This is a genomic window from Trinickia sp. Z7 (genome assembly GCF_056498045.1).
In genome coordinates this window covers 52,476-71,048 of sequence record NZ_JAUEQW010000014.1, presented here as the reverse complement: position 1 = coordinate 71,048, position 18,573 = coordinate 52,476, and the positions used below count along the sequence as shown (strand labels likewise).

Sequence of the window (18,573 nt, the reverse complement as noted above, 5' to 3'; positions counted from 1 at the left end):
GGCAGTGTTGGATTATTATCTCCGCCGTAATCTTCGAGCGATTTTCAACACGCTTGGCATAACACCGCTTTTCAGTGACGGTCACACACGGATTCGCGGCAAGCGCCCGGTTACGTCGCGTGCGGTGATCTGCCACGGCCAACATGAGGTATGGGATGACAACAACATTCGACGAGGCAACTACGGTGGCGATCGCCGCGTTTTCCCAGTTGGATTTTCACACGGCTGTGCAGGCAATGCGCGCCGAGGCCGACTATGACCACGAACAGGACCAGTGGATTGCGCGCTACATCGACGAGCACGGCGGCGGCGCGGACGATGCGGAATACGACGCTTTGCACGCGCAGGCCCAAGCAACCCCGGAATACGCGCAGTTCGTCGATGCTGCTCGCAGCGAAATCGTTGACTACTTTGGCGTGACCGTCGATCAACTGAACTGGGTGGTCCTGCTGCGCGCCGACGACAGCGATGAGCTTTGGTCGGAGGTCAACCGGCGGCGAACTCTGCTCGGAACGGGCGAAGTGCGCGGCGATCTCTGATCATCGTCTTCCATCCGTTTGCGCCGATGACGGTTATGATCGCACTTGCCGAAGTCATCGTGGCAGGGTACGTAACTCCATTGCGTCCTCTCTCGGCCGGCAGCCAGGCAGAGCGCGTTTCGATGCCGTGATGGAGGTCTATTGTGCAGCGAGCTTTTTGCTGTGCCTGCGTATACCTTCGAAGATTTTGTCCGAGACGTCTTGGGGAAAACCATCCGGCAACCGTGCCGCGACGTTATCGATTACCGTCTCTGTCATTCCGGTTAGTGAGTCGATCATCTCCTCGACCTCGCCGGCCGCCAGCGTGACGCGCTGGCCTTGCGCAACCCAATGACGTCGACCGATTTCGCTGATGAGGTAGTGCGCATTCGTGCTGCGCACGGCCATGGCGAGCTTGACTCGGCGGGCAGAGATCTGGTTCCGTCCGTTCCCGATGATCGGGTGGGCGGAGAGCACATCGTAGAACGGCGTGGCTACGTAACGGTTCGAATGAAGATGAGCGATGCTGAAATTCTTTGTGTGGCCGTCGGTCGCCGCGAGGATCCAAAAAATGATCTGCGCCTTGAAGAAATTGGTCTGGTCGATTCTGGCCTGTTCGGAGCCCGCAAGAATGCCCATAATCTGTCGGATACCTGGGCCGCCATCCGCCTCGTATTTACTATTTGAGGACGTACCCGTGGCCTGGCACATATCCTCCTGCGGAAGGCGCAGGATCCAAGAACCGTCACTCGCCAATCTCCGATCGAATCTCGCCACCACGAGCACTTTCTGATCCTCAAAAGTACCGATTTCGCAGTTGGCGATCGGCAATCCATAGGTGGCAACGATTTTCGAGCACAGCCACTCGTTCTCGATTGATGAGCGCATGTCTGCTCGCATGTTTCCTACCAGCCCAAGCGGGAGTTTCAGGATATGCGTTGTGGGGGTGCTGCCCTCCGGCCGGAACCACCGGTTGTCATGCCACAAAAGCGCGCTTTTCTCCTGTGCGCCTGCGATGGAGAGTCGAAGATCGTCGATGGGTTCGTGCTGCCCGAGCGGTGCAGCGGTGACATCCCGCAGCAAGCGCGCGATGTCCGCCTCGTTCATGGGCTTTCCGCTGATCTGCTGAAGATCGACCGGCTGCTCGCCGGGCGGGAGCATTTGGATCGCGCCGGCGCAGTCACGTCCCAATGCGGACAACAACTCGAAGGGAGAAATGCCCCCGGTTTTGTGTCGTATGGCGATACGCTCGCGGATCGTCCTGCTGTCGGGAAGCAGGTTGTCGAAAAAGTCCGACACGATCTTTCCTCGGTGCGGCTGGTTGCCGGGAGTGAACGGCAGCGAGAGCGAGAGGGGGCGCCCTTGCTCGTCCTCGACCCAAGACTCCAAGTAGGTGAGCTTCTCACCGTCACGCGTGGTCTCCCAGGTTCCGACGGGAATACCATTCATCCACAATGCCAGGCTTTTCGTGTGTGCTTTGCGACCCATCGTTACCAATTCTCCCGCTTCTTGATGACCGGAGCCGTAGGGAGAGGCTCGCTGGCGGGACTTTTTGGCGGCGGTTTGGCACGACCGGTCGCTCGTTTTGCGCCGGTCTTGGCCGTGCCCCGCGTGCCCGATTTAACGCCGCTCTTCAGCCCAGCCCGCTGCTTCGCGGGGGCGGGTTCCTCAGCGCTTTTGACATGTTTCGCAACACGACCCTCGGGTTTCGCTGGGCCCGACGCCTGCGTCAAAACGAGGCTGACGTTGAGCAGACTCAAAACGAGATAAAGACGATCGAGACTCGTCGACTCGGGTTTTGCTTCGAGTTGGGCGTATGTCTGCTGGGTTACTCCCAAGCGTGCCGCCAACTGCGCCTGCGTCAAGCCTGCCGCCTTGCGAAAGCCGACCAGCAGCGGGCGCAGTTGCTGAGGAGTTTTGACGGGATAGTCCACGGTGCGTGTCGAGAAAAACAGGAATTTGACTGTAAATGACAAAAACAGTATAGCACCTGTATCGGGTGGATTTACAAGAGATTGTTTGTAAATGACGAATACAGGTAAAAATCTGTAGAGGTGTGCAGGTGCGGCGGGTGCTGAACGAGCCGGCGATCTCCGGCCGGAATGTCGTATCCGCCAGCGCAGGTCACTCACGCGCTCTCAGCGCGCAACCAATCGACATCATTGAAGCAGGAGTTCAACACGCTCAGAGGAGTCAAGGAGGCGTCGCTAGACGCGAACGAAGTGCACGGGGACAGCAGTGCATTACCGCTCCTTTCGACCAAATGATTTGCGTGCGCCTCGGCCACGGAGCGTTCATAAGGCAAGGTGTCGACCCGCACGTTTCAGCTCCTGTCGTTTTGGTCGGCGCTAATTTATCCAAGAAAGATCCGTAAGTTCGTTGCTCTTCGAAATGTTGCACTTGGCGCAGTACGGCCTTAGGTTGAAAGCGGAATGCATGCAGGCATTCAGGACCGGCTGAAGGCCCGTCGATTCAATCAGAACGCTGAGCATCGTCATGCCCTTGGCCGTGAGCGTATAGCGCCGTTCCTTTGCGAAATCCGAAGAGAACGACGCACCGGCTCTGCCAGCCCTCGTAGGCAACGGGTCGACCGCCCCCGTTCGGTACGCATTCACGAAGTGTCCACTGCCCGGCATCATGGTCAGGTAACAGGATAAGCCGCGAAAGACCTTCAAGATCGACTGGTCTTGCCCTCCCGCCTGCGGTTTCGTATGGTCGATCGTTATATGAGAAGCAGGCAGCACCAAGCCGCAGTTGTAGCACGGTAGCGATGCCTCGGTGCTCGTACGCGGCGTAGTGCCTTCGATGTAGTTGAAGTCCCGATCTCGAACGTTGAAAAGCTGCATCCAGTACGGGTCCCGAAGTACGCGCCGATAATCCGTGGTCATGTAGGCATCCGCCAACGACTTTGCGATCTTGGCAGCCTCATCCAACTCGAGCGAATATTCGATCTTGGGGGGAGCGAACGGGTTTGTTCGTTCTACCAGCTGGAACCTCTCCAGCTTCTTCGGGAAAAACTTCTTCTCTACAACGACTCTCGCGCGGCCTTCCAGTTGAATTTGGCTACCGATACTGGTGTAAGCATCGAATGCCGCGCCATCGGCGTTTTGAGTAAAAAGCTGTCTGACTTTCGCTTCGAAATTGGCCATGTCGTCCCCCGCTCGGATATTTTTTTCAAGAAGATCGTCCGTGCGCGCGTCGGCGCCTTCGGAAGGGGAATTATCGGCGATACCAATTCGAGCGTCGAGTGGTTGCCCCCAAAACTCACGGCAGCGGATTCGACAAACGCGTGATTTCCACCCGTTGCTGTCATTGAATATTCCTGAAAGCAAAACCGCGGTTTATCTGCTTCGCGGACAACCATGGAAAAACGGCACGCCCAGCTGACTGTCGCTCACGCCTGGCGGGCCCTCGGGCTTTTTTTCCCTTTGCTCGAGACGGAGCGCTGGCTGCCATCCTTTGGCAAGCGCTGAGACTTGCCAAGGAGCGCGACCAATCGTGTCTCGCATGCGGAGAACGCGTACCCGCGCCGCTGCGAGATCATGAACGTGAGGGGGCGCATGTGCCACGCGCGCCGTTGGAGTTCGACAAGTGTTCCCTTCGCCAGGTCTTGCGCAACCATATGACGCGGCATGTGTCCCCAGCACAGGCTTCCCCTGAGCAGATCGTGCTTCGCGCCGAGGTCATTGACCCACCACTGGCGTCCACTGGCGACCCCTTGTTGTGTCTTTTCGGCATTGGGCTGGTTGTCGGTCACGACAAGCTGGATGTGCCGGCCAAATTCCTCCCGAGGGATCGGTCCCGTCATCGCGGCCAGCGGATGCGATGACGCACAGACGGTCACCATTTGCGCGTTGCATAGATGCTGCCTCTCTATGGTGCCGGGGCTCAGCTCCGGCACGTCCGTGATCGTCACCGCCAATGCGCACGTGCCGTCGAGAACCAAACGCTCGCCGCCCTGCATGGTCGTCATGCGCAGATTGATTGCAACGGTTGGAAAGTCCGCTTGCAGGGTGCGCAGGCATTCGATCAGGTGCGCCCGCGAAAAATAAGTATCCACGGCAATCGAGACCTGTGGGACCCCGGCCTCGGCAATCGAAACCGCGCGCATCTTCATTTCCTCGGTGCGTGAGATCACCGCACGCGCATCGGGCAGGAGGCTGCGGCCCGCAGCCGTGAGCGTCGCTTTGCGAGCGTTGCGTTCGAACAGCGTCACATCGAAGGCACGCTCGAGCGCGCTGATCGCGTGACTGATCGCCGACTGCGCACGCCTTAACTGCCTTGCAGCCCCGGAAAAGCTGCCTTGGTCACACACGGCGACGAAGGCTCGAAGCTGATTGATGGTGACGTTATCGAGCATAGGTATCCAAAGATTAGATGGTATCGATACATATTTAGTCAATTGGCTTCATGAATCAAGTGGCCCAGAATCGTGTTTGTCGCTTTTCGTTTCGAAGGATGCATGACATGAACAGACTGACTGGAAAGACCGCGGTGATCACCGGGGGCGCCACCGGCATCGGTCGTGCCGCAGCAAAGCGCTTCATCGAGGAGGGCGCCTTCGTCTTCATCTTCGGCCGCCGGCAGGAAGCGCTCGACATCGCTGTAGCCGACCTTGGGCCTAATGCTCGCGCGGTGAAGGGTTCGGTCTCCGATTTGGCCGACCTCGACCGACTTTTCGCGGCGGTGAAGTCCGAGCGCGGAACCCTCGACATCGTCTTCGCCAATGCGGGGGCGGGAAGCCAGCTTCCGCTCGGCAAGATCACCGCCGAGCACATCGACGAAATCTTCGACACCAACGTGAAGGGTACGATCTTCACGGTTCAGAAGGCGTTGCCCCTGATGGGCGAGGGCGGTTCGATCATCCTGACCGGATCGAGCGCGGGCGCCACGGGCGCCCCCGCATTCAGCGCCTACAGCGCGAGCAAGGCGGCAGTGCGCAACCTTGCGCGGACTTGGGCGGAAGACCTGAAGGGCACCGGCATCCGAGTCAACGTGCTGTCGCCGGGGCCGACGGCAACCGAACTAGCGGTGGAAGCGCTAGGCGAGGAAGGCATGAAAGTGTTCGCCTCGCTCAATCCGCTCAAGCGCATGGCCGATCCGGCGGAGATCGGAGCGGCGGCGGCTTTTCTCGCGTCGCAGGACAGCAGCTTCATGACCGCCAGCGAGGTCGCCGTCGACGGCGGCCTAGCGCAAATCTGATGCACTACGCCCGGCCGGTCGCTCCATTCGATATTCGGAGCCCGTAGGGCGTGTACCCCCAAGGAAAATCTATGAGCTACGCAATTATCGGCTTCGGCAAGATCGGCCAGGCGCTTGCCAAGGCGTTCGCCCGCAGTGGCATCGAAGTGTCCGTTGCAACCACTCGCGACCCGGAAAGCTTCGCATCCGCTGCGGCCGCGATCGGACCCAAGATCACTCCCAAAAAACTGGCGGACGCCGTCAAGGCGGACATTATCTTTTTGGCTGTCCGTTTCGAGTCGCACCCGGATGTCGCGAAGGCGCTCCCCAATTGGCGGGGAAAAACCATCGTCGATGTGACCAATGCCTACGGCGTACCCCCTGAGGAACTTGGAGGACAACCGTCTTCCAAGTTCGTCGCACAGGCGTTCACTGGTGCGCGACTGGTCAAGGGCTTCAACCATTTGGGCGCCGCAGTCCTTGACCAAGATCCGGCCGTGCATGGTGGCAGGAGAGTCGTGTTCCTGGCGAGCGACGATGACGGGGCCGCAGCGGAGATTGGCGCGCTGGCGGAAAATCTCGGCTTCGCTCCTGTCAAACTGGGTGGGCTCTCTGAAGGCGGGCTGCTAGTCCACGCGCGCGGAAATAGCTGGGGTCAACTGATCTTTAAGGACTTGGTCACGTTCGACCGATGAATCGGACGAGCCGGCAAAGAATTTCTCGGCGTCTTTCAGCGTCGAAACGGTAATCTCTCGTGCACCGGCCGTTAGTTGTTCCTGTACGACCTAGAGGCATTTCGAGGTTCTCACGTGCGGCCGAAACTTTACGTCGAGCCCATCCATCCGCTGCCGCATCGACGCAATGTTCTGCTTCATCCGGCACACGTTGATGATGGCCGCAGGGGTGTCCAGCGAATCGAGAGTCGTAGGTTCTCGCGTCATGGTTGAATTCCGGCGCCGAAGTTGCCGGCCCACGCTACGAGCGCATCGAGTGTGGGCGATTCGATCTCGGGCGCCCGCGCCCCGGAGACGAGCGGTAAGCCGATTCGGTTATGCCAATACGTCCGCAATCCAACGGCATGGGTACCGAACATGTCATAACTGGAGCCCGCCACGAACGCAGCTTCCGTAGGAGAGACCTCCAATTGTTCGAGCGCAAGTTGGTAGGGGCGGGGATCGGGCTTGTAGGTACCTGCTTCTTCCGCGGTGACCACGGCATCCCACTGCACCGGCAAAAGCGCAGCCGCTCGTCGTCCGAGCCGATCTGAGCAATTCGTGACGACGGCAAGCTTGCAATGAGGCTGCAACTGCTGCAACGCAGTCACGGCTCCATCCCAGGGGGCGAGCTCGAGCCAGTTCGCCTCGAGCGTGTCCGCCGCGGACGGAGGGAGGCCGACCTGTTCCGCGGCCTGCTTGACCAAGGTTTCGTATTCAACGTATCGACCACAGCCATAGGTGAGCCGTAGATACTCGGCGCGCCAGGCTCGGCCTGCATCTTCGGATCCGGCGGAACGATTCCAGAGTGACCACGAATCGAGCAGCGCGGTTAGCAGGTCGAACAGGACAGCTTTCGGATAGCGAGAAGGGGGCGATGAGTCATTCACGGTGACAGGCCTTGACGATCGGAATCCAGAGGTGGATTCGATTATAGGTTTCGTCGACCTGCCATGAGTTAAGGCAAATTAACTTGATACTTAAGCAAATCTAAATCTCGCGTACTTCGCGCCGGGGTTCGTCTACCTGAGCCACGCCGTGCTTCATCGCGGCTGACGAGCCATCGAGCACCGTTACCGGCCAGCGCTCAATTCCTGCTGTCGCCGCACTCGTGCTTCTTCTTCGAGACGCGTCTCTTCGAGTTCCTGCAGCACGCCATCGAGGTCCACGGGTCGTGTGTCGACTTCGATGCGCCCGGTCAGTTCGACATCGACATGCAGCCGCCCGGCTTCGAAGAGCGCCCAGATCTCGGGGCCATAACGCGCGGTGAGTATTTGCGGCGCAAACCGTCCGAAGTACGCGGCCAGGTTGTCGACGTCCCGCGTGAGCATCGTGGCGGCTTCGTTGTTGCCGGCTGCGTCGACGGCCTGCGGAAGATCGATGATCACCGGTCCATCGGCAGCCAGCAGGATGTTGTATTCCGATAGATCGCCGTGAATGACGCCCGCGCAAAGCATGCGGACAACCTGGTTCAGCAGCAGCGCGTGCAGTTCGAGGGCTCGCTCTTCGGTCAGATCGACGTCGTTGAGCCGAGGTGCGACGTCGCCCGCTTGGTCGATCACCAGTTCCATCAGCAATACGCCGTCGGTACAAATATAGGGTTGCGGCACGCGTACGCCTGCGTTGGCGAGCCGGAACAGCGCGTCCACTTCAGCGTTCTGCCATGACGCTTCTTGCATTTGACGGCCGTAGCGCGTTCCTTTTTCCATGGCTCGCGCTTGCCGGCTGTTCTTGACCTTTCGACCATCCCGATACGACGCGGCTTGCCGAAAACTGCGCTGCTTCGCGTCCTTGTAGACCTTGGCGCAACGTGTCGATTCGCCGACGCGAACGACGTAGACGGTTGCCTCCTTGCCGCTCATCAACTGGCCGATCACTTCGTCGATAAGTCCTTCTTCGAGAAGCGGTGCAAGGCGTTTGGGGATCTTCATACGATGGTTGGCCGTAGCGCGTGGAGCGTGCATTGCACGCGCGTGGACGGTGAGTGACCGGCCGAGGTTTGTGCGAGCGACAACCCGATGAATCGAGCAGCCTGAGCGCGCGGCGGGAAATTCGCGGCGTGGGAGATGGATGGGGTCATGCCGGATTATACGGGCAGCAGAGTGGCATAACCTTCGATTGCGAAGACGATGCTCTTGCAACTGACCGAGTGCGGGGCGACCGGAGCGCGCTCTCCGAACGGATTTACATCCGTGCAGACCTGCGCTGAAAGCCAGGCCATCGAGTAGCGCAGCGATGCCTATTAGACGTCATACCGGGATAATCAGTAGACTTTCGTGCCAAGCCGCATGAGCGGAAACTACCAATATGCCGATCCAGGATATTTGCCGTGGACAAACAGACCGTCGAAACCTACTCCACCCACGCGAGCCGCTTTGCGGCCGAGTGGCGCGAGCAGCCCCCGCCGACCGACATGTACGCACTCTTGCAACGCCACTTCGCACCAGGCGGCACAACGGCAGACATCGGTTGCGGCGCTGGACGCGACGTCGCGTGGCTCAACGAGCATGGCTTTCCCACTGTCGGCTACGATGCCGCCGAGGGATTGCTCGCCCAAGCCACGGCCAATTTTCCTGCGCTCGTTTTCAGGCGCGCGGCGCTTCCCGCGCTGGACGGTATCGCGAACGGCTCGTACGACAACGTGCTGTGCGAAACCGTCGTCATGCATTTGCCGTCCGATGAGGTTACCCAAGCCTGTGCTCGCTTGTTCGAAATTCTGCGGCCGAAGGGGACCCTGTATCTGAGCTGGCGAGTCGCAGACTCGGCCTCGACTCGCGACGCGGCGGGGAGACTCTATGCGGCATTCGACGCCGCGCGGGTTAGGGAGGGCCTTCGCGATGCAGAACTCCTGCTCGACGCCGAGGCAGTCAACTCGTCTTCCGGCAGACGGGTGCATCGACTTATCGCGCGGCGACGGTGATAGAAGACAGCGATCGTGCAGGCATGCGGAGCAACATGCTACGCTGCGGTTGCACTCCCTTAGGAAAGCAGCAATGACAGCCCAACCGCTAGAAATCGATTTCGTTTCCGATGTCGCGTGCCCATGGTGTGCGATCGGACTTTCGTCGCTCCAGCAGGCGCTTGCGCGCGTGGGCGGCGATGTCGATGCGCGAATCGCCATGCACCCGTTCGAGCTGAATCCGGAGATGGCGCCTGAAGGCGAAAACGTCGTCGAGTATCTCTCGAAGAAATACGGCCGTACGCCAGAGCAGATCGCCGAGACGCAAGCGACGATTCGCGAGCGAGGCGCACAAGTCGGTTTCCGTTTCGGCGAACGCAAGCGCGTCTACAACACGTTTGACGCACACCGTCTACTTCATTGGGCGCAAAGCGAGGACAAGCAGGTTGCGCTCAAGCTTGCCTTACTGCAGGCCTACCATACCGACGGAAAAAATCCGAGCGACCGCGCTGTGTTGATCGATGTCGCCCGGTCGGTCGGGCTCGATGCCGAGAAGGCGCGCGACATACTCGAAAGCGAGCAGTTCGCGGACGAGGTTCGCGCCGAAGAGCAGCAATACCAGGCCATGGGCATTCATTCGGTGCCTGCGATCATCTTCAACAGGCGCTATCTCGTGAGCGGCGGGCAGCCGGCGGAAGTTTTCGAGCAGGCGATCAGGCAAGTCATCTCCGAAACGCAGTGAACCCGCGACGCGCTTAGCCGCCGTTCGCCGCGACGAGGCCCTAGAGCTGGTTTGCTGGTTCGTGAGTTGTCGGGGCCGCAGCCGAATCTCAACTTGCTCATTCGCGCTCGGTTTGCCGACGATTAGCGGCGCCTGTCGCAATGCCTTCTAATTCGACGAACCGGCCTTGAAAGGCAGGGGATGCCTGCTCGCGTCTTGACGCTCGATCATCCAGTCCGGATAGGCGGGCTCCAACGCACTGACGGAGTCAAGACGCGCAAGCTCGTCCTCCGTAAGCGCCACCTCGACGGCAGCGAGGTTATCTTCGAGTTGCTCGACCCGTTTGGCGCCGATGATCACACTCGTGACATGCGGCTTGGCGAGCAGCCACGCGAGCGCGATCCGGGCGACCGAGACACCGTGCGCGTCGGCAATGACGCGCATCTGCGCGACACACGGCCAGGCCCGATCGAGATCGACCGGCGGAAAATCGAAGTGGGTGCGCCGCGAACCTTCGTCGGTTTGCGCCCCGGGGCCAAATTTCCCCGACAGCAATCCGCCGGCGAGCGGCGACCACACCAGCAACCCCATTCGTTCCTCGATAACGAGCGGCACGAGTTCGCGCTCGACGTCGCGTCCGGCGATCGAGTAGTAGGCCTGGAGCGTCTCGAAGCGCGTGGCGTGCAATGCCTCACTCACGCCGAGCGCTTTACCGATCTTGCCTGCGCGCCAATTAGACACGCCGACATAGCGAACCAGCCCCTGCCGCGTGAGATCGTCGAGCGCTCGCAGGGTCTCTTCGATCGGCGTAACGGGATCGTTGGCGTGAATCTGATAAAGGTCGATATGATCGACTTGAAGCCGTTCCAAGCTTCTCTGCACGGAATCCATGATGTGGCCGCGCGACGCCCCTTGCTGATTGGGTTTCGCGCCCATGGGGCCAGCGGTTTTCGTCGCCAGCACGATCTCGCTGCGCGGCACCCCGATGTCTCTGAGCGCTTGCCCGACGACGCGCTCGGACTGCCCGAAGGAATAGATGTCGGCGGTGTCGATGAAATTGATTCCCTCGGCAACCGCGCGAGCGATCAATTGGTTCGCCTCTTCCTGCTTCAGTGCGCCGATCGCCTTCCACATACCCGCGTCGGCGTTGCCGCCCAACGTCATCGTGCCGAGGCACAGCTCGGAGACATACAGGCCGGTGCGGCCCAGTTGCTTATATTTCATGGCGATGCCCTTCAAGATTGGCTGAATGAAATGCGCAGGTGTCCGGGTTGTCGCGTCCCGTGCGGCAGGGAGTCAGTTGTTTCGAGCTTTGCCGGACCGGAGCTGCCCGGCGATCGCCGCCACGCGTGCGCCATAGCGACGGGCTGTCTCGAGATCCCCTATCGACATCTCTTCGGGAGACGCATCGGCAGGCGTTTGTGCCATGGGCGCCATATAGGAACCCATACGATTCAGGTCGTCGCGCACCGAGGCTTTCGTGTTGGCCGGCTTGATATCCATGCTGACCCAGATGCCGCTGTGCTGCGCGGCGAGCAGAAAGAAGTATTCGAGCGTATTGAGCTTGTCGCCATTCATGCTCGCGCTATTGGTGAAGCCGCCGAAGACTTTGTCTTTCCACGCGCCTTCGAACCACGGCTTGGACGATGCGTCCGCGAACCTCTTGAACTGCCAGCTGGGGCCGCCCATGTAGGTCGGCGAGCCGAGCAGGATCGCATCCGTGGCGGCTAGCGTTTCCCAGGCGTGTGCGGCGAGGTTTCCCTCGCTGTCGATGGCAAGGAGTTCGGCGCCGGCGCCCTCGGCGACAGCCGCCGCCATGCGGGCGGTGTGTCCATAGCCGGAGTGGTAGACAACGGCCGCTTTAACCGGCGAAGTGAGCTGGGGCATGGTTGTTCCCTTTCGTTGGATTCGTCACGACGGATGACATGGGAACGCACTCTACTGAGTCGTATCTGAGTTATAAATGACGGCAATTTGAACGTTCCGTTACTCCCGGGAAGAACAATGCAAAACCTTGACGCGCTTTTGATCTTTGCCCGCGTGGCAGAAATGACGAGCTTTACGCGTGCGGCCGAGAGCCTGGGTGTTCAGAAGGGACGCGTGTCGATGGTGATCCGTGAACTCGAGCGTGAAGTGGGTGTTGCTCTCCTGCATCGGACTACGCGCACTGTTCAACTGACCGAGGATGGGCGCGCATTCTATTCCCGCGCTCGCGACTTGCTGGCCGAGGTAGAAGAGTTGCAATCGATGTTCGCCGCTGAAGGGGCGCAGCTACGCGGACGATTGCGCGTGGACATGTCGACCGAACTGGCGCACAGCGTCGTGATTCCCGCGTTGCCGCAACTCATCGCAGCGCATCCACAGTTGGAACTCGAGCTATCCAGCACCGATCGTCGTGTCGATCTCGTGCAAGAGGGGTTCGATTGTGTAATCCGTCTGGGTCCGATCGTCGACGAAACGCTCATCGCCCGGCCGCTAGGCAAGCTGCGCATGATAAACGCGGCGAGCCCGAGCTATTTGGAGCGGTTCGGCACGCCGCAAACGCTCGATGACTTGCGCAGCCAGGGGCACCAGATGGTTCATTACACACGAACACTGGGCGCCAAGCTTGCCGGATGGGAATATCCGGACGGCGACGGCTACTCATCGCTTCCGCTGCCCGGCGCAGTGCAAGTGAACAGTGTGCAGACCTATCATGCTGCGGGGCTTGCCGGCATCGGGTTGATCCAAGCGGGATATTCGGGCCTTGCGCGTCACCTGGAACGCGGCGCGATGGTGGAGATTCTGCCGGACCTACGCCCCAAGCCCCTCGACGCGTGGCTCGTCGTGGCCCATCGGCGTAACTTGTCGCAGCGCGTCCGGGCGTTCATGAATTGGATCGAGGCGGTGTTGAAACCGTATTTTGACTAGCGGGTGGCTGTGCGGCTCAAAGAGCAGCCAATGATGCTCGGCTCAGCCGTCCGTCGAAACGGTGGTAGCTTCCCACGCGTCGATTTCCGCATTCAACGCGGACAGCTTGTGTCGAACGAGCCCAAGTGCGTCGCTACCGAGCAAAAGATGCCTGGGAGGATGATCCGCTGCAATGGCGGCCAGCATTGCGCATGCGGCTTTCTTGGGATCACCCAATTGCTGGCCGCTTTTTTCCTCGCGGGCTTGGCGAATGGGATTGAAAATATCGTCGTAATCCGAAATCGAGCGGGGAGTTCGTGTCATCGAGCGGCCCGCCCAGTCAGTGCGAAACGAGCCCGGCGCCACGGCTGTCACGGCGATACCTAGTGGCTCGACCTCTTTGCCGAGCGCCTCGGAGATGCCCTCCAGCGCGAACTTGCTCCCGCAGTAATACGCGATGCCCGGCATCGTGATATGGCCGCCCATCGACGTGATATTCAAAATGTGGCCGCGGCGGCGCTGGCGCATGAATGGCAGGACGGCCTTCATCATGGCCACCGCACCAAATACATTCACATCGAACTGTCGGCGCATTTCCGAGAGCGGCGATTCCTCCACGATGCCCTCATGGCCGTAACCGGCATTGTTCACCAACACGTCGATTGGGCCAACGCCGGCCTCGATTTCCGTGACGACGCCCTCGATCGCATCGAAATCGGTCACGTCGAGCACTCGCGCCCAAGCGCCATGCGCGGACATGGACTCGAATTCGCGCTTTGCCTGCGCACTTCTTACGGTACCGACGACCTTGTGACCCGCTGCCAGCGCTTCGTGAGCGAGGGCGCGGCCAAAGCCGCTGCTCACGCCGGTGATGAGCAGAGTTTTCCTTGATGCCATTTAACCTTCTCCCGAATGTCGATTCGCGAGTGCATACTAATCTGACGAACGAGGTAAATTAAGGCGAGTTCCACTGATTTTCTTGCATAAAACTATGAACGCGATACACACTTCGGCCCGACATTCAGCGCTAGCTTCACGAAGCCAGAAACGCATGGTTGCCCTGCTGAATACGTTGGCGCCTAACGAGGGCTACAACCTCACGGCACTGCCGAGCGTGCGCATCTTGCGCTCGAACCGGGCGCTGTCGCGCACCCCCGTTCTGTATGACCCCGGTATCGTGGTCGTCTGCCAGGGGTGCAAGCGAGGTTATTTCGGCGGCCAGCTCTACTTGTACGACGAGCGTCACTACCTGGCGGTGTCCGTGCCCGTGCCGTTCAGCATGGAGACCGACGCAACCGAAGAGCGCCCGCTCCTTGCTCTGTATCTGCAACTCGATTTCGCATTGGCTGCCGAACTCGCGGAGCAAATCGACCGCGAAGGCCAACCGCAGCGCGCGCCAGCGCCTCGCAGCATGGTCTCGACGCCAATGGACGAGGCGATGTACGCATCCGTGCTGCGCTTGCTCGAGGCAATGCATCGACCACTCGAAGCGGCCGTATTGGGCGGTGGGTTGCTGCGCGAGGTGTATTTTCGGGTGCTCACCGGAGCCCAGGGAAGCGCGTTGCGCGCGGCTTTGGCGATGCGTGGGCAGTTTGGTCAGATCGGCCGCGCGCTCCGCCTGATTCACGCAAGCTTTGCTCAGCCCCTCGACGTCAGGCAACTGGCCGATGAAGCGGGTATGAGCATTCAGAGTTTCCACAGCCACTTCAAAGCGATTACGCAGGTGTCGCCGATTCAATACATAAAGTCGACGCGCCTTCACCAGGCCCGCTTGTTAATGGTCCGCAACGATATGACTGCGGAGGCGGCGGGGCACGCCGTGGGTTACGCGAGCCCGTCCCAGTTCAGCAGGGAATTCAGGCGTTTGTTTGGCTTGACGCCGGCCGCGGAGGCTAAGCGTATGCGCCGGAGCTTCGCTATCCCGGCCGTATTCGCCGACACGGCTTATGTCTCCTCGCACTGACTTGGGCTCATTTCGTTTTTGCCACGCCACGCCGCACCGCTATCGCGTAGTCAAACCGGAAGCTAGCACGATCGGATTGTTCGGTCTCGAATCGATACCGGAGCGCTACACGCGACCCTACGCGGCATAACCTGCTGACTCACGCAATAAAAACGACTCAGCGCAATGCTTTAGTCCCGTCGAACGGTATCGGCAGCCTTCATTGCTTTGATTAAATCTCACTGCGTCGGCTTTCCTGAGCCTATGGCCTGCCACGTAGCGGCGTGGCAATTTCCCCCCCCCGAGCTGAGCGACCGAACACGATATGTCCACCTTACATGAAGCAGCGGCACCCCGATCCTTCGTCGATCTTCGAAAATTTGCATCGGAGAAATCCGCAACGATCGGTACGGCGGCTACGTCAGATTCGATCCGGCAGGATCGATTTCTCGCGAATCGTTGCTGTCTGGAACTGCCGCCGGGCCCCGTCAGCGTGGGCGTCATCGCCCTCGATGCAGGATGCGGTGTCGTGCCGAGCCAGCCGGCGGACGAATTCATCATCGTTTCGCAAGGAACGATCACGTTGACGCAAGACGAGAGCACGCTGACGTTAGCGGCTGGCGATAGCGCTGTGCTGTGCCACGGAGCGGCGTTTTCGTGGGCGGCGCAGGGGCCCGTCTCGATCATCTTCATGCGCGATGCGGGCAGCCAGCCTGGCCAAAAGAACATCGTTCCGATTCGACACGACCCACAGCTCGAGCCATCGGGTGCGCCTGCCGCGGAATTGTTGCTTACGCCGACGCCGGTTTGCCGCAATTACACGGATTACCTTTCCGCCGATGGCGAGTTCGTCTGCGGCACTTGGGATTCAGCGCCCTATCACCGCAGAGCAATGTCGTATCGCCATTTCGAACTGATGCACCTCTTGGAAGGCAGTGTCACATTCGTCGACGAAGCGGGGCGAACCGGCACGTTCGAACGCGGCGACATCTTCCTCGTCGAACAAAGCGCACAGTGCAGTTGGGAAAGTCGTGAGCACGTCGCAAAGGTATACGCGATCTATCGCCCGGCATAGCATTGCGCTTGCGTATCAAACATACAAACCCATGCTCGACATGCTTGCCGTGAGTTGTCGCGTGGAGATGTCCACCGCTTGTTGTCCGCCGCCGCGAATCGGCAGCAACACGGTCGGAACGCCGCTGAGCCGCGTGGGCTGGAAGCCGATGTCGATCAGCGACTGCTTGAGCGCCGTATAGAACTCGGCTTTCTTATAGTCCTGAACGACTGCCCGCGTATCGGCGCCTTGATTTTCGAAGACCCACATGTACAGGTGGGGCAAGGTGCGTTTGAATATCCTGCGATGATGCTCGTTGATGAAGAAGTCGGAAAACTTCACGTACTGATCGACGCGGTTATTAAGAAAATCCCGTGTCTTACGAGCCCCCAGCAATGCTCCACCGATACCGGGGCTCGTCTTTTTGAAGCCGGACATCTTCGCCTTCATTTTTGCGTACAGATTGCATTGCTCGAGCGCGTTGTAATCGGGCGAGGGAGGGGCGGTGAAGCGTGTTCCAAAATGATCGAGAAATTTCCATGCAAGAAACCATGCCATTTGCGCAGATTCGCCTAGTTCCTTCTTTACGCTTTTATCCAGGTTGACTTGTCCGCTATGATTTCCGGGAAACGGAATATAAATCGCGTTCGTCCCTGAGTTGGTAAATGTGACGCGTTTGGCGTCCTGCGGCTTGAAAAAGCCTCGGGTCTCATGCATCGACAGCACCGACAGATAATTCTTGACGTTGCCTCGAATCGTGCTTGCGTCGTCGTCGCTCTTGTTCCCGATGCCGGCGACAGGGTCCACTGCGAAGATGTTGACGGCGATGTCCGGAAAGATTTCTCGAAGCTTGTACGCGAGTTTCGTGCAAGTCACCGCGCCGCGGCTCCAGCCCAGCATGTTGACGGTCCGAGGCGCAGGATTCAACTCCGCAATCGTTGCAATGGCGTGCATGACGTTATCGTCCCAACCGGCCCCCGTCATGACCCCGGTCGCCTTCCAATTGTGATGGGAGTGCCCCATTTCTTTGCTGCCGAAGAACGACTTCGCTTGCTTGTCGCGCGTGAACGGATTGAATTGCCCCGGGATGGGCGCCGTTGTCGGGCTGCTGCCCGGACCGTCGCAGATCAGGAAGTCCTGGTATTCAACGCCCGCGGCGAGACGGCCGAATTCCGCAACGATTTCTCCTTGCCCATCTCGGCTGGCGCAAGTGCCATGATTAAAGACCGTGAATACGGGCGAAGTAAATGCGGGCATGGGGTATTCACCTTCAATGGAGTGTTGCGGCGTTGCTCATCGGGCTATTGCGAGCATGCAAGGCACAGGCTGTCAGGCTGAGATCACAGGATAGCAGCGCCATTGAAAATATTGCAATGGGGGGCGAGTGCGCCGACCGAGGAATCGGTACCGATTCCAATTTCGATATACCTGGCCTTCATGTTGATTTAATTAATCATACAAATAAATGAAGCCACGAAGCACGCATGACGCGCAGGCCTGTATGACGAGTCAATTTTCGATGTGCAACTAGGGTTTTCGCTTAACTTGCCCTCGGTCGAGCTTGCTCGAACATTCGATTGCCTTACTAGTATGCTCGATCGACCAAGCCCTAATTGACAATGCCGGGCGTCTGTTCGGGGGGCAACACTTTTTAAGTTTTGTATGCTAGAGTCGCGCCTCAAAGAGACCTGAAACAGATCAAAGCAGAATTCAGTCGAGCGTTGCGGACCACAACCTTTTCAACACGACACGGGGACAACTCACGGATAGGTCGGGCAACGACCATTTGAACGAGTCATCACGAGGTACGCGTGGCATCGGTCGATGCTCCCGCTCGCCTCGACAGTGAGGCGGTGTGCGGTCGGGGGGCGCGCCGGTTCATTGATATCGCAGGGGCTTCGGCGCCGAGTAGCGACCTCTAGGTTCGTCTCGCGTCGCATACGCGCCCTGCGTCTTAAGGGGTAATTTCTTCTCCCCGCTTCGCAGCAGCCGCCCCCCTTACGAGTCCGAGTCATTTCATCGCGAGGCGCCGCATGCGCGGCTATTCCGATTGCGCGTTCGTGTTTTTAGTCCGGAGGGGACCATGTCCAATAGTTTGCAGAAATGGGTCGGGCGCAATCGTCCGCCGCGTGTTCAGATCACCTATGACGTCGAGATCGGCGACGCAGTCGAAAAGCGCGAATTGCCGATGGTCGTCGGCATGCTCGCCGATCTTTCGGGGCAGCCGGCCACGCCGCTTCCCAAGTTGAAGGAACGCCGCTTCGTCGAGATCGATCGCGACAACTTCGACGAAATCATGGGCAAGATCGCGCCGCGTCTCGATCTCTCCGTGCCCGACACGATGAAGGGCGAAGGCAACCTCAAGGTCGAGCTCAAGTTCAATCAGTTCTCGGATTTCCATCCGGAAAGCATCGTGCGCCAAGTGCCGCGCCTCGCGAAACTGTTGGAAGCGCGTCAGCAGTTGCGCGACCTGCTGGGCAAGCTGGACGGCAACGACGAACTCGATTCCATCCTCGAGCGCATCGTTCAGAACTCCGAAGAGCTCAAGAAAGTGCAGAGCGAAGCGAATGCCGGCGGGGTGTCCGCAGCCGAGCCGGCAGCCGAAGGCGCACCGGCCGAGTAAGCGGCGCCGCGGCGCGGGGCCCGCGCCCAGCTT

The 18,573-nt window shown here is 59.6% G+C and carries 19 protein-coding genes and 1 pseudogene; 9 read left to right on the top strand and 11 right to left on the bottom strand.

Annotated features, from left to right (window positions below; genetic code table 11):
* Positions 1–155: 155 nt before the first annotated feature.
* Positions 156–539: an ATP-dependent protease gene (locus tag QQS38_RS20915; RefSeq protein ID WP_479647269.1), complete on the top strand. Its 384-nt coding sequence runs from the start codon at positions 156–158 to the stop codon at positions 537–539.
* Between the two features lie 138 nt (positions 540–677).
* Here QQS38_RS20915 and QQS38_RS20910 read toward each other — a convergent pair whose 3' ends face one another.
* From QQS38_RS20910 to QQS38_RS20895, 4 genes are all read right to left on the bottom strand, one after another.
* Positions 678–2,006: a type II toxin-antitoxin system HipA family toxin gene (locus tag QQS38_RS20910; RefSeq protein ID WP_479647268.1), complete on the bottom strand. Its 1,329-nt coding sequence runs from the start codon at positions 2,004–2,006 to the stop codon at positions 678–680.
* A gap of 2 nt (positions 2,007–2,008) precedes the next feature.
* Entirely contained in the window at positions 2,009–2,650 is a 642-nt protein-coding gene (locus QQS38_RS20905) for a helix-turn-helix transcriptional regulator (protein WP_479647267.1), read from the bottom strand.
* Between the two features lie 216 nt (positions 2,651–2,866).
* Positions 2,867–3,667: a hypothetical protein gene (locus QQS38_RS20900; protein ID WP_479647266.1), complete on the bottom strand. Its 801-nt coding sequence runs from the start codon at positions 3,665–3,667 to the stop codon at positions 2,867–2,869.
* 245 nt (positions 3,668–3,912) lie between these two features.
* Positions 3,913–4,878, bottom strand: coding sequence for a LysR family transcriptional regulator (locus QQS38_RS20895; protein WP_479647265.1), 966 nt, complete (start codon positions 4,876–4,878; stop codon positions 3,913–3,915).
* Between the two features lie 107 nt (positions 4,879–4,985).
* Here QQS38_RS20895 and QQS38_RS20890 point away from each other — a divergent pair, with 107 nt between their 5' ends.
* Both QQS38_RS20890 and QQS38_RS20885 read left to right on the top strand, forming a co-directional pair.
* Entirely contained in the window at positions 4,986–5,720 is a 735-nt protein-coding gene (locus QQS38_RS20890) for an SDR family NAD(P)-dependent oxidoreductase (protein WP_479647264.1), read from the top strand.
* Between the two features lie 71 nt (positions 5,721–5,791).
* Positions 5,792–6,394, top strand: a complete 603-nt coding sequence (locus tag QQS38_RS20885) for an NADPH-dependent F420 reductase (protein ID WP_479647263.1) — start codon at positions 5,792–5,794, stop codon at positions 6,392–6,394.
* An 8-nt stretch (positions 6,395–6,402) separates the two neighbouring features.
* Here QQS38_RS20885 and QQS38_RS20880 read toward each other — a convergent pair.
* The 3 genes and pseudogenes from QQS38_RS20880 to QQS38_RS20870 form a co-directional block, all read right to left on the bottom strand.
* A pseudogene (locus tag QQS38_RS20880) lies at positions 6,403–6,640 on the bottom strand (DSD1 family PLP-dependent enzyme); the annotation flags it as partial.
* The gene (locus QQS38_RS20875; protein WP_479647262.1) at positions 6,637–7,302 is read right to left on the bottom strand and encodes an HAD-IA family hydrolase; all 666 of its coding nucleotides are present in this window, start codon (positions 7,300–7,302) and stop codon (positions 6,637–6,639) included. The pseudogene QQS38_RS20880 and the gene QQS38_RS20875, both read right to left, overlap by 4 nt.
* A gap of 183 nt (positions 7,303–7,485) precedes the next feature.
* On the bottom strand, positions 7,486–8,343 hold the full coding sequence (locus QQS38_RS20870; RefSeq protein ID WP_479647261.1) for a PA4780 family RIO1-like protein kinase: 858 nt from the start codon (positions 8,341–8,343) through the stop codon (positions 7,486–7,488).
* A 398-nt stretch (positions 8,344–8,741) separates the two neighbouring features.
* On the opposite strand from QQS38_RS20870, the gene QQS38_RS20865 reads away from it, so the two are divergent.
* Positions 8,742–9,332 (top strand): class I SAM-dependent methyltransferase, encoded by a 591-nt coding sequence (locus tag QQS38_RS20865; RefSeq protein WP_479647260.1) that lies wholly within the window; start codon positions 8,742–8,744, stop codon positions 9,330–9,332.
* A gap of 73 nt (positions 9,333–9,405) precedes the next feature.
* Positions 9,406–10,053 carry a DsbA family oxidoreductase gene (locus QQS38_RS20860; protein ID WP_479647259.1) on the top strand — a complete coding sequence of 216 codons (648 nt, stop codon included), beginning with the start codon at positions 9,406–9,408 and terminating at the stop codon, positions 10,051–10,053.
* Between the two features lie 147 nt (positions 10,054–10,200).
* On the opposite strand, the gene QQS38_RS20855 is transcribed toward QQS38_RS20860, so the two are convergent.
* Positions 10,201–11,256, bottom strand: a complete 1,056-nt coding sequence (locus tag QQS38_RS20855; RefSeq protein ID WP_479647258.1) for an aldo/keto reductase — start codon at positions 11,254–11,256, stop codon at positions 10,201–10,203.
* Between the two features lie 72 nt (positions 11,257–11,328).
* On the bottom strand, positions 11,329–11,919 hold the full coding sequence (locus QQS38_RS20850; RefSeq protein WP_479647257.1) for a flavodoxin family protein: 591 nt from the start codon (positions 11,917–11,919) through the stop codon (positions 11,329–11,331).
* 117 nt (positions 11,920–12,036) lie between these two features.
* Here QQS38_RS20850 and QQS38_RS20845 point away from each other — a divergent pair, with 117 nt between their 5' ends.
* A complete protein-coding gene (locus tag QQS38_RS20845; RefSeq protein WP_479647256.1) occupies positions 12,037–12,942 on the top strand; it encodes a LysR family transcriptional regulator in 906 nt (301 codons plus the stop codon).
* Positions 12,943–12,984: 42 nt separating this feature from the next.
* Here QQS38_RS20845 and QQS38_RS20840 read toward each other — a convergent pair whose 3' ends face one another.
* Positions 12,985–13,818: an oxidoreductase gene (locus QQS38_RS20840; protein WP_479647255.1), complete on the bottom strand. Its 834-nt coding sequence runs from the start codon at positions 13,816–13,818 to the stop codon at positions 12,985–12,987.
* Positions 13,819–13,972: 154 nt separating this feature from the next.
* Here QQS38_RS20840 and QQS38_RS20835 point away from each other — a divergent pair, with 154 nt between their 5' ends.
* On the top strand, positions 13,973–14,884 hold the full coding sequence (locus QQS38_RS20835) for an AraC family transcriptional regulator (RefSeq protein ID WP_479647254.1): 912 nt from the start codon (positions 13,973–13,975) through the stop codon (positions 14,882–14,884).
* Between the two features lie 304 nt (positions 14,885–15,188).
* A complete protein-coding gene (locus tag QQS38_RS20830) occupies positions 15,189–15,938 on the top strand; it encodes a cupin domain-containing protein (RefSeq protein ID WP_479647253.1) in 750 nt (249 codons plus the stop codon).
* A gap of 15 nt (positions 15,939–15,953) precedes the next feature.
* Here QQS38_RS20830 and QQS38_RS20825 read toward each other — a convergent pair whose 3' ends face one another.
* Entirely contained in the window at positions 15,954–17,174 is a 1,221-nt protein-coding gene (locus QQS38_RS20825; protein ID WP_479647252.1) for a DUF5621 domain-containing protein, read from the bottom strand.
* Between the two features lie 826 nt (positions 17,175–18,000).
* On the opposite strand from QQS38_RS20825, the gene tssB reads away from it, so the two are divergent.
* Positions 18,001–18,540, top strand: coding sequence for a type VI secretion system contractile sheath small subunit (gene tssB / locus QQS38_RS20820; RefSeq protein ID WP_479647251.1), 540 nt, complete (start codon positions 18,001–18,003; stop codon positions 18,538–18,540).
* The last annotated feature ends 33 nt before the right edge of the window (positions 18,541–18,573 follow it).

Excerpts from the sequence above, each read along its gene's own strand:
- QQS38_RS20915 (WP_479647269.1), top strand. The coding sequence starts at position 156 with ATGACAACAACATTCGACGAGGCAACTACGGTGGCGATCGCCGCGTTT.
- QQS38_RS20885 (WP_479647263.1), top strand. The coding sequence starts at position 5,792 with ATGAGCTACGCAATTATCGGCTTCGGCAAGATCGGCCAGGCGCTTGCC.
- QQS38_RS20840 (WP_479647255.1), bottom strand. The coding sequence starts at position 13,818 with ATGGCATCAAGGAAAACTCTGCTCATCACCGGCGTGAGCAGCGGCTTT.
- QQS38_RS20895 (WP_479647265.1), bottom strand. The coding sequence starts at position 4,878 with ATGCTCGATAACGTCACCATCAATCAGCTTCGAGCCTTCGTCGCCGTG.
- QQS38_RS20845 (WP_479647256.1), top strand. The coding sequence starts at position 12,037 with ATGCAAAACCTTGACGCGCTTTTGATCTTTGCCCGCGTGGCAGAAATG.
- QQS38_RS20825 (WP_479647252.1), bottom strand. The coding sequence starts at position 17,174 with ATGCCCGCATTTACTTCGCCCGTATTCACGGTCTTTAATCATGGCACT.
- QQS38_RS20850 (WP_479647257.1), bottom strand. The coding sequence starts at position 11,919 with ATGCCCCAGCTCACTTCGCCGGTTAAAGCGGCCGTTGTCTACCACTCC.
- QQS38_RS20855 (WP_479647258.1), bottom strand. The coding sequence starts at position 11,256 with ATGAAATATAAGCAACTGGGCCGCACCGGCCTGTATGTCTCCGAGCTG.
- QQS38_RS20900 (WP_479647266.1), bottom strand. The coding sequence starts at position 3,667 with ATGGCCAATTTCGAAGCGAAAGTCAGACAGCTTTTTACTCAAAACGCC.
- QQS38_RS20910 (WP_479647268.1), bottom strand. The coding sequence starts at position 2,006 with ATGGGTCGCAAAGCACACACGAAAAGCCTGGCATTGTGGATGAATGGT.
- QQS38_RS20890 (WP_479647264.1), top strand. The coding sequence starts at position 4,986 with ATGAACAGACTGACTGGAAAGACCGCGGTGATCACCGGGGGCGCCACC.
- tssB (WP_479647251.1), top strand. The coding sequence starts at position 18,001 with ATGTCCAATAGTTTGCAGAAATGGGTCGGGCGCAATCGTCCGCCGCGT.
- QQS38_RS20835 (WP_479647254.1), top strand. The coding sequence starts at position 13,973 with ATGGTTGCCCTGCTGAATACGTTGGCGCCTAACGAGGGCTACAACCTC.
- QQS38_RS20830 (WP_479647253.1), top strand. The coding sequence starts at position 15,189 with ATGTCCACCTTACATGAAGCAGCGGCACCCCGATCCTTCGTCGATCTT.
- QQS38_RS20870 (WP_479647261.1), bottom strand. The coding sequence starts at position 8,343 with ATGAAGATCCCCAAACGCCTTGCACCGCTTCTCGAAGAAGGACTTATC.
- QQS38_RS20860 (WP_479647259.1), top strand. The coding sequence starts at position 9,406 with ATGACAGCCCAACCGCTAGAAATCGATTTCGTTTCCGATGTCGCGTGC.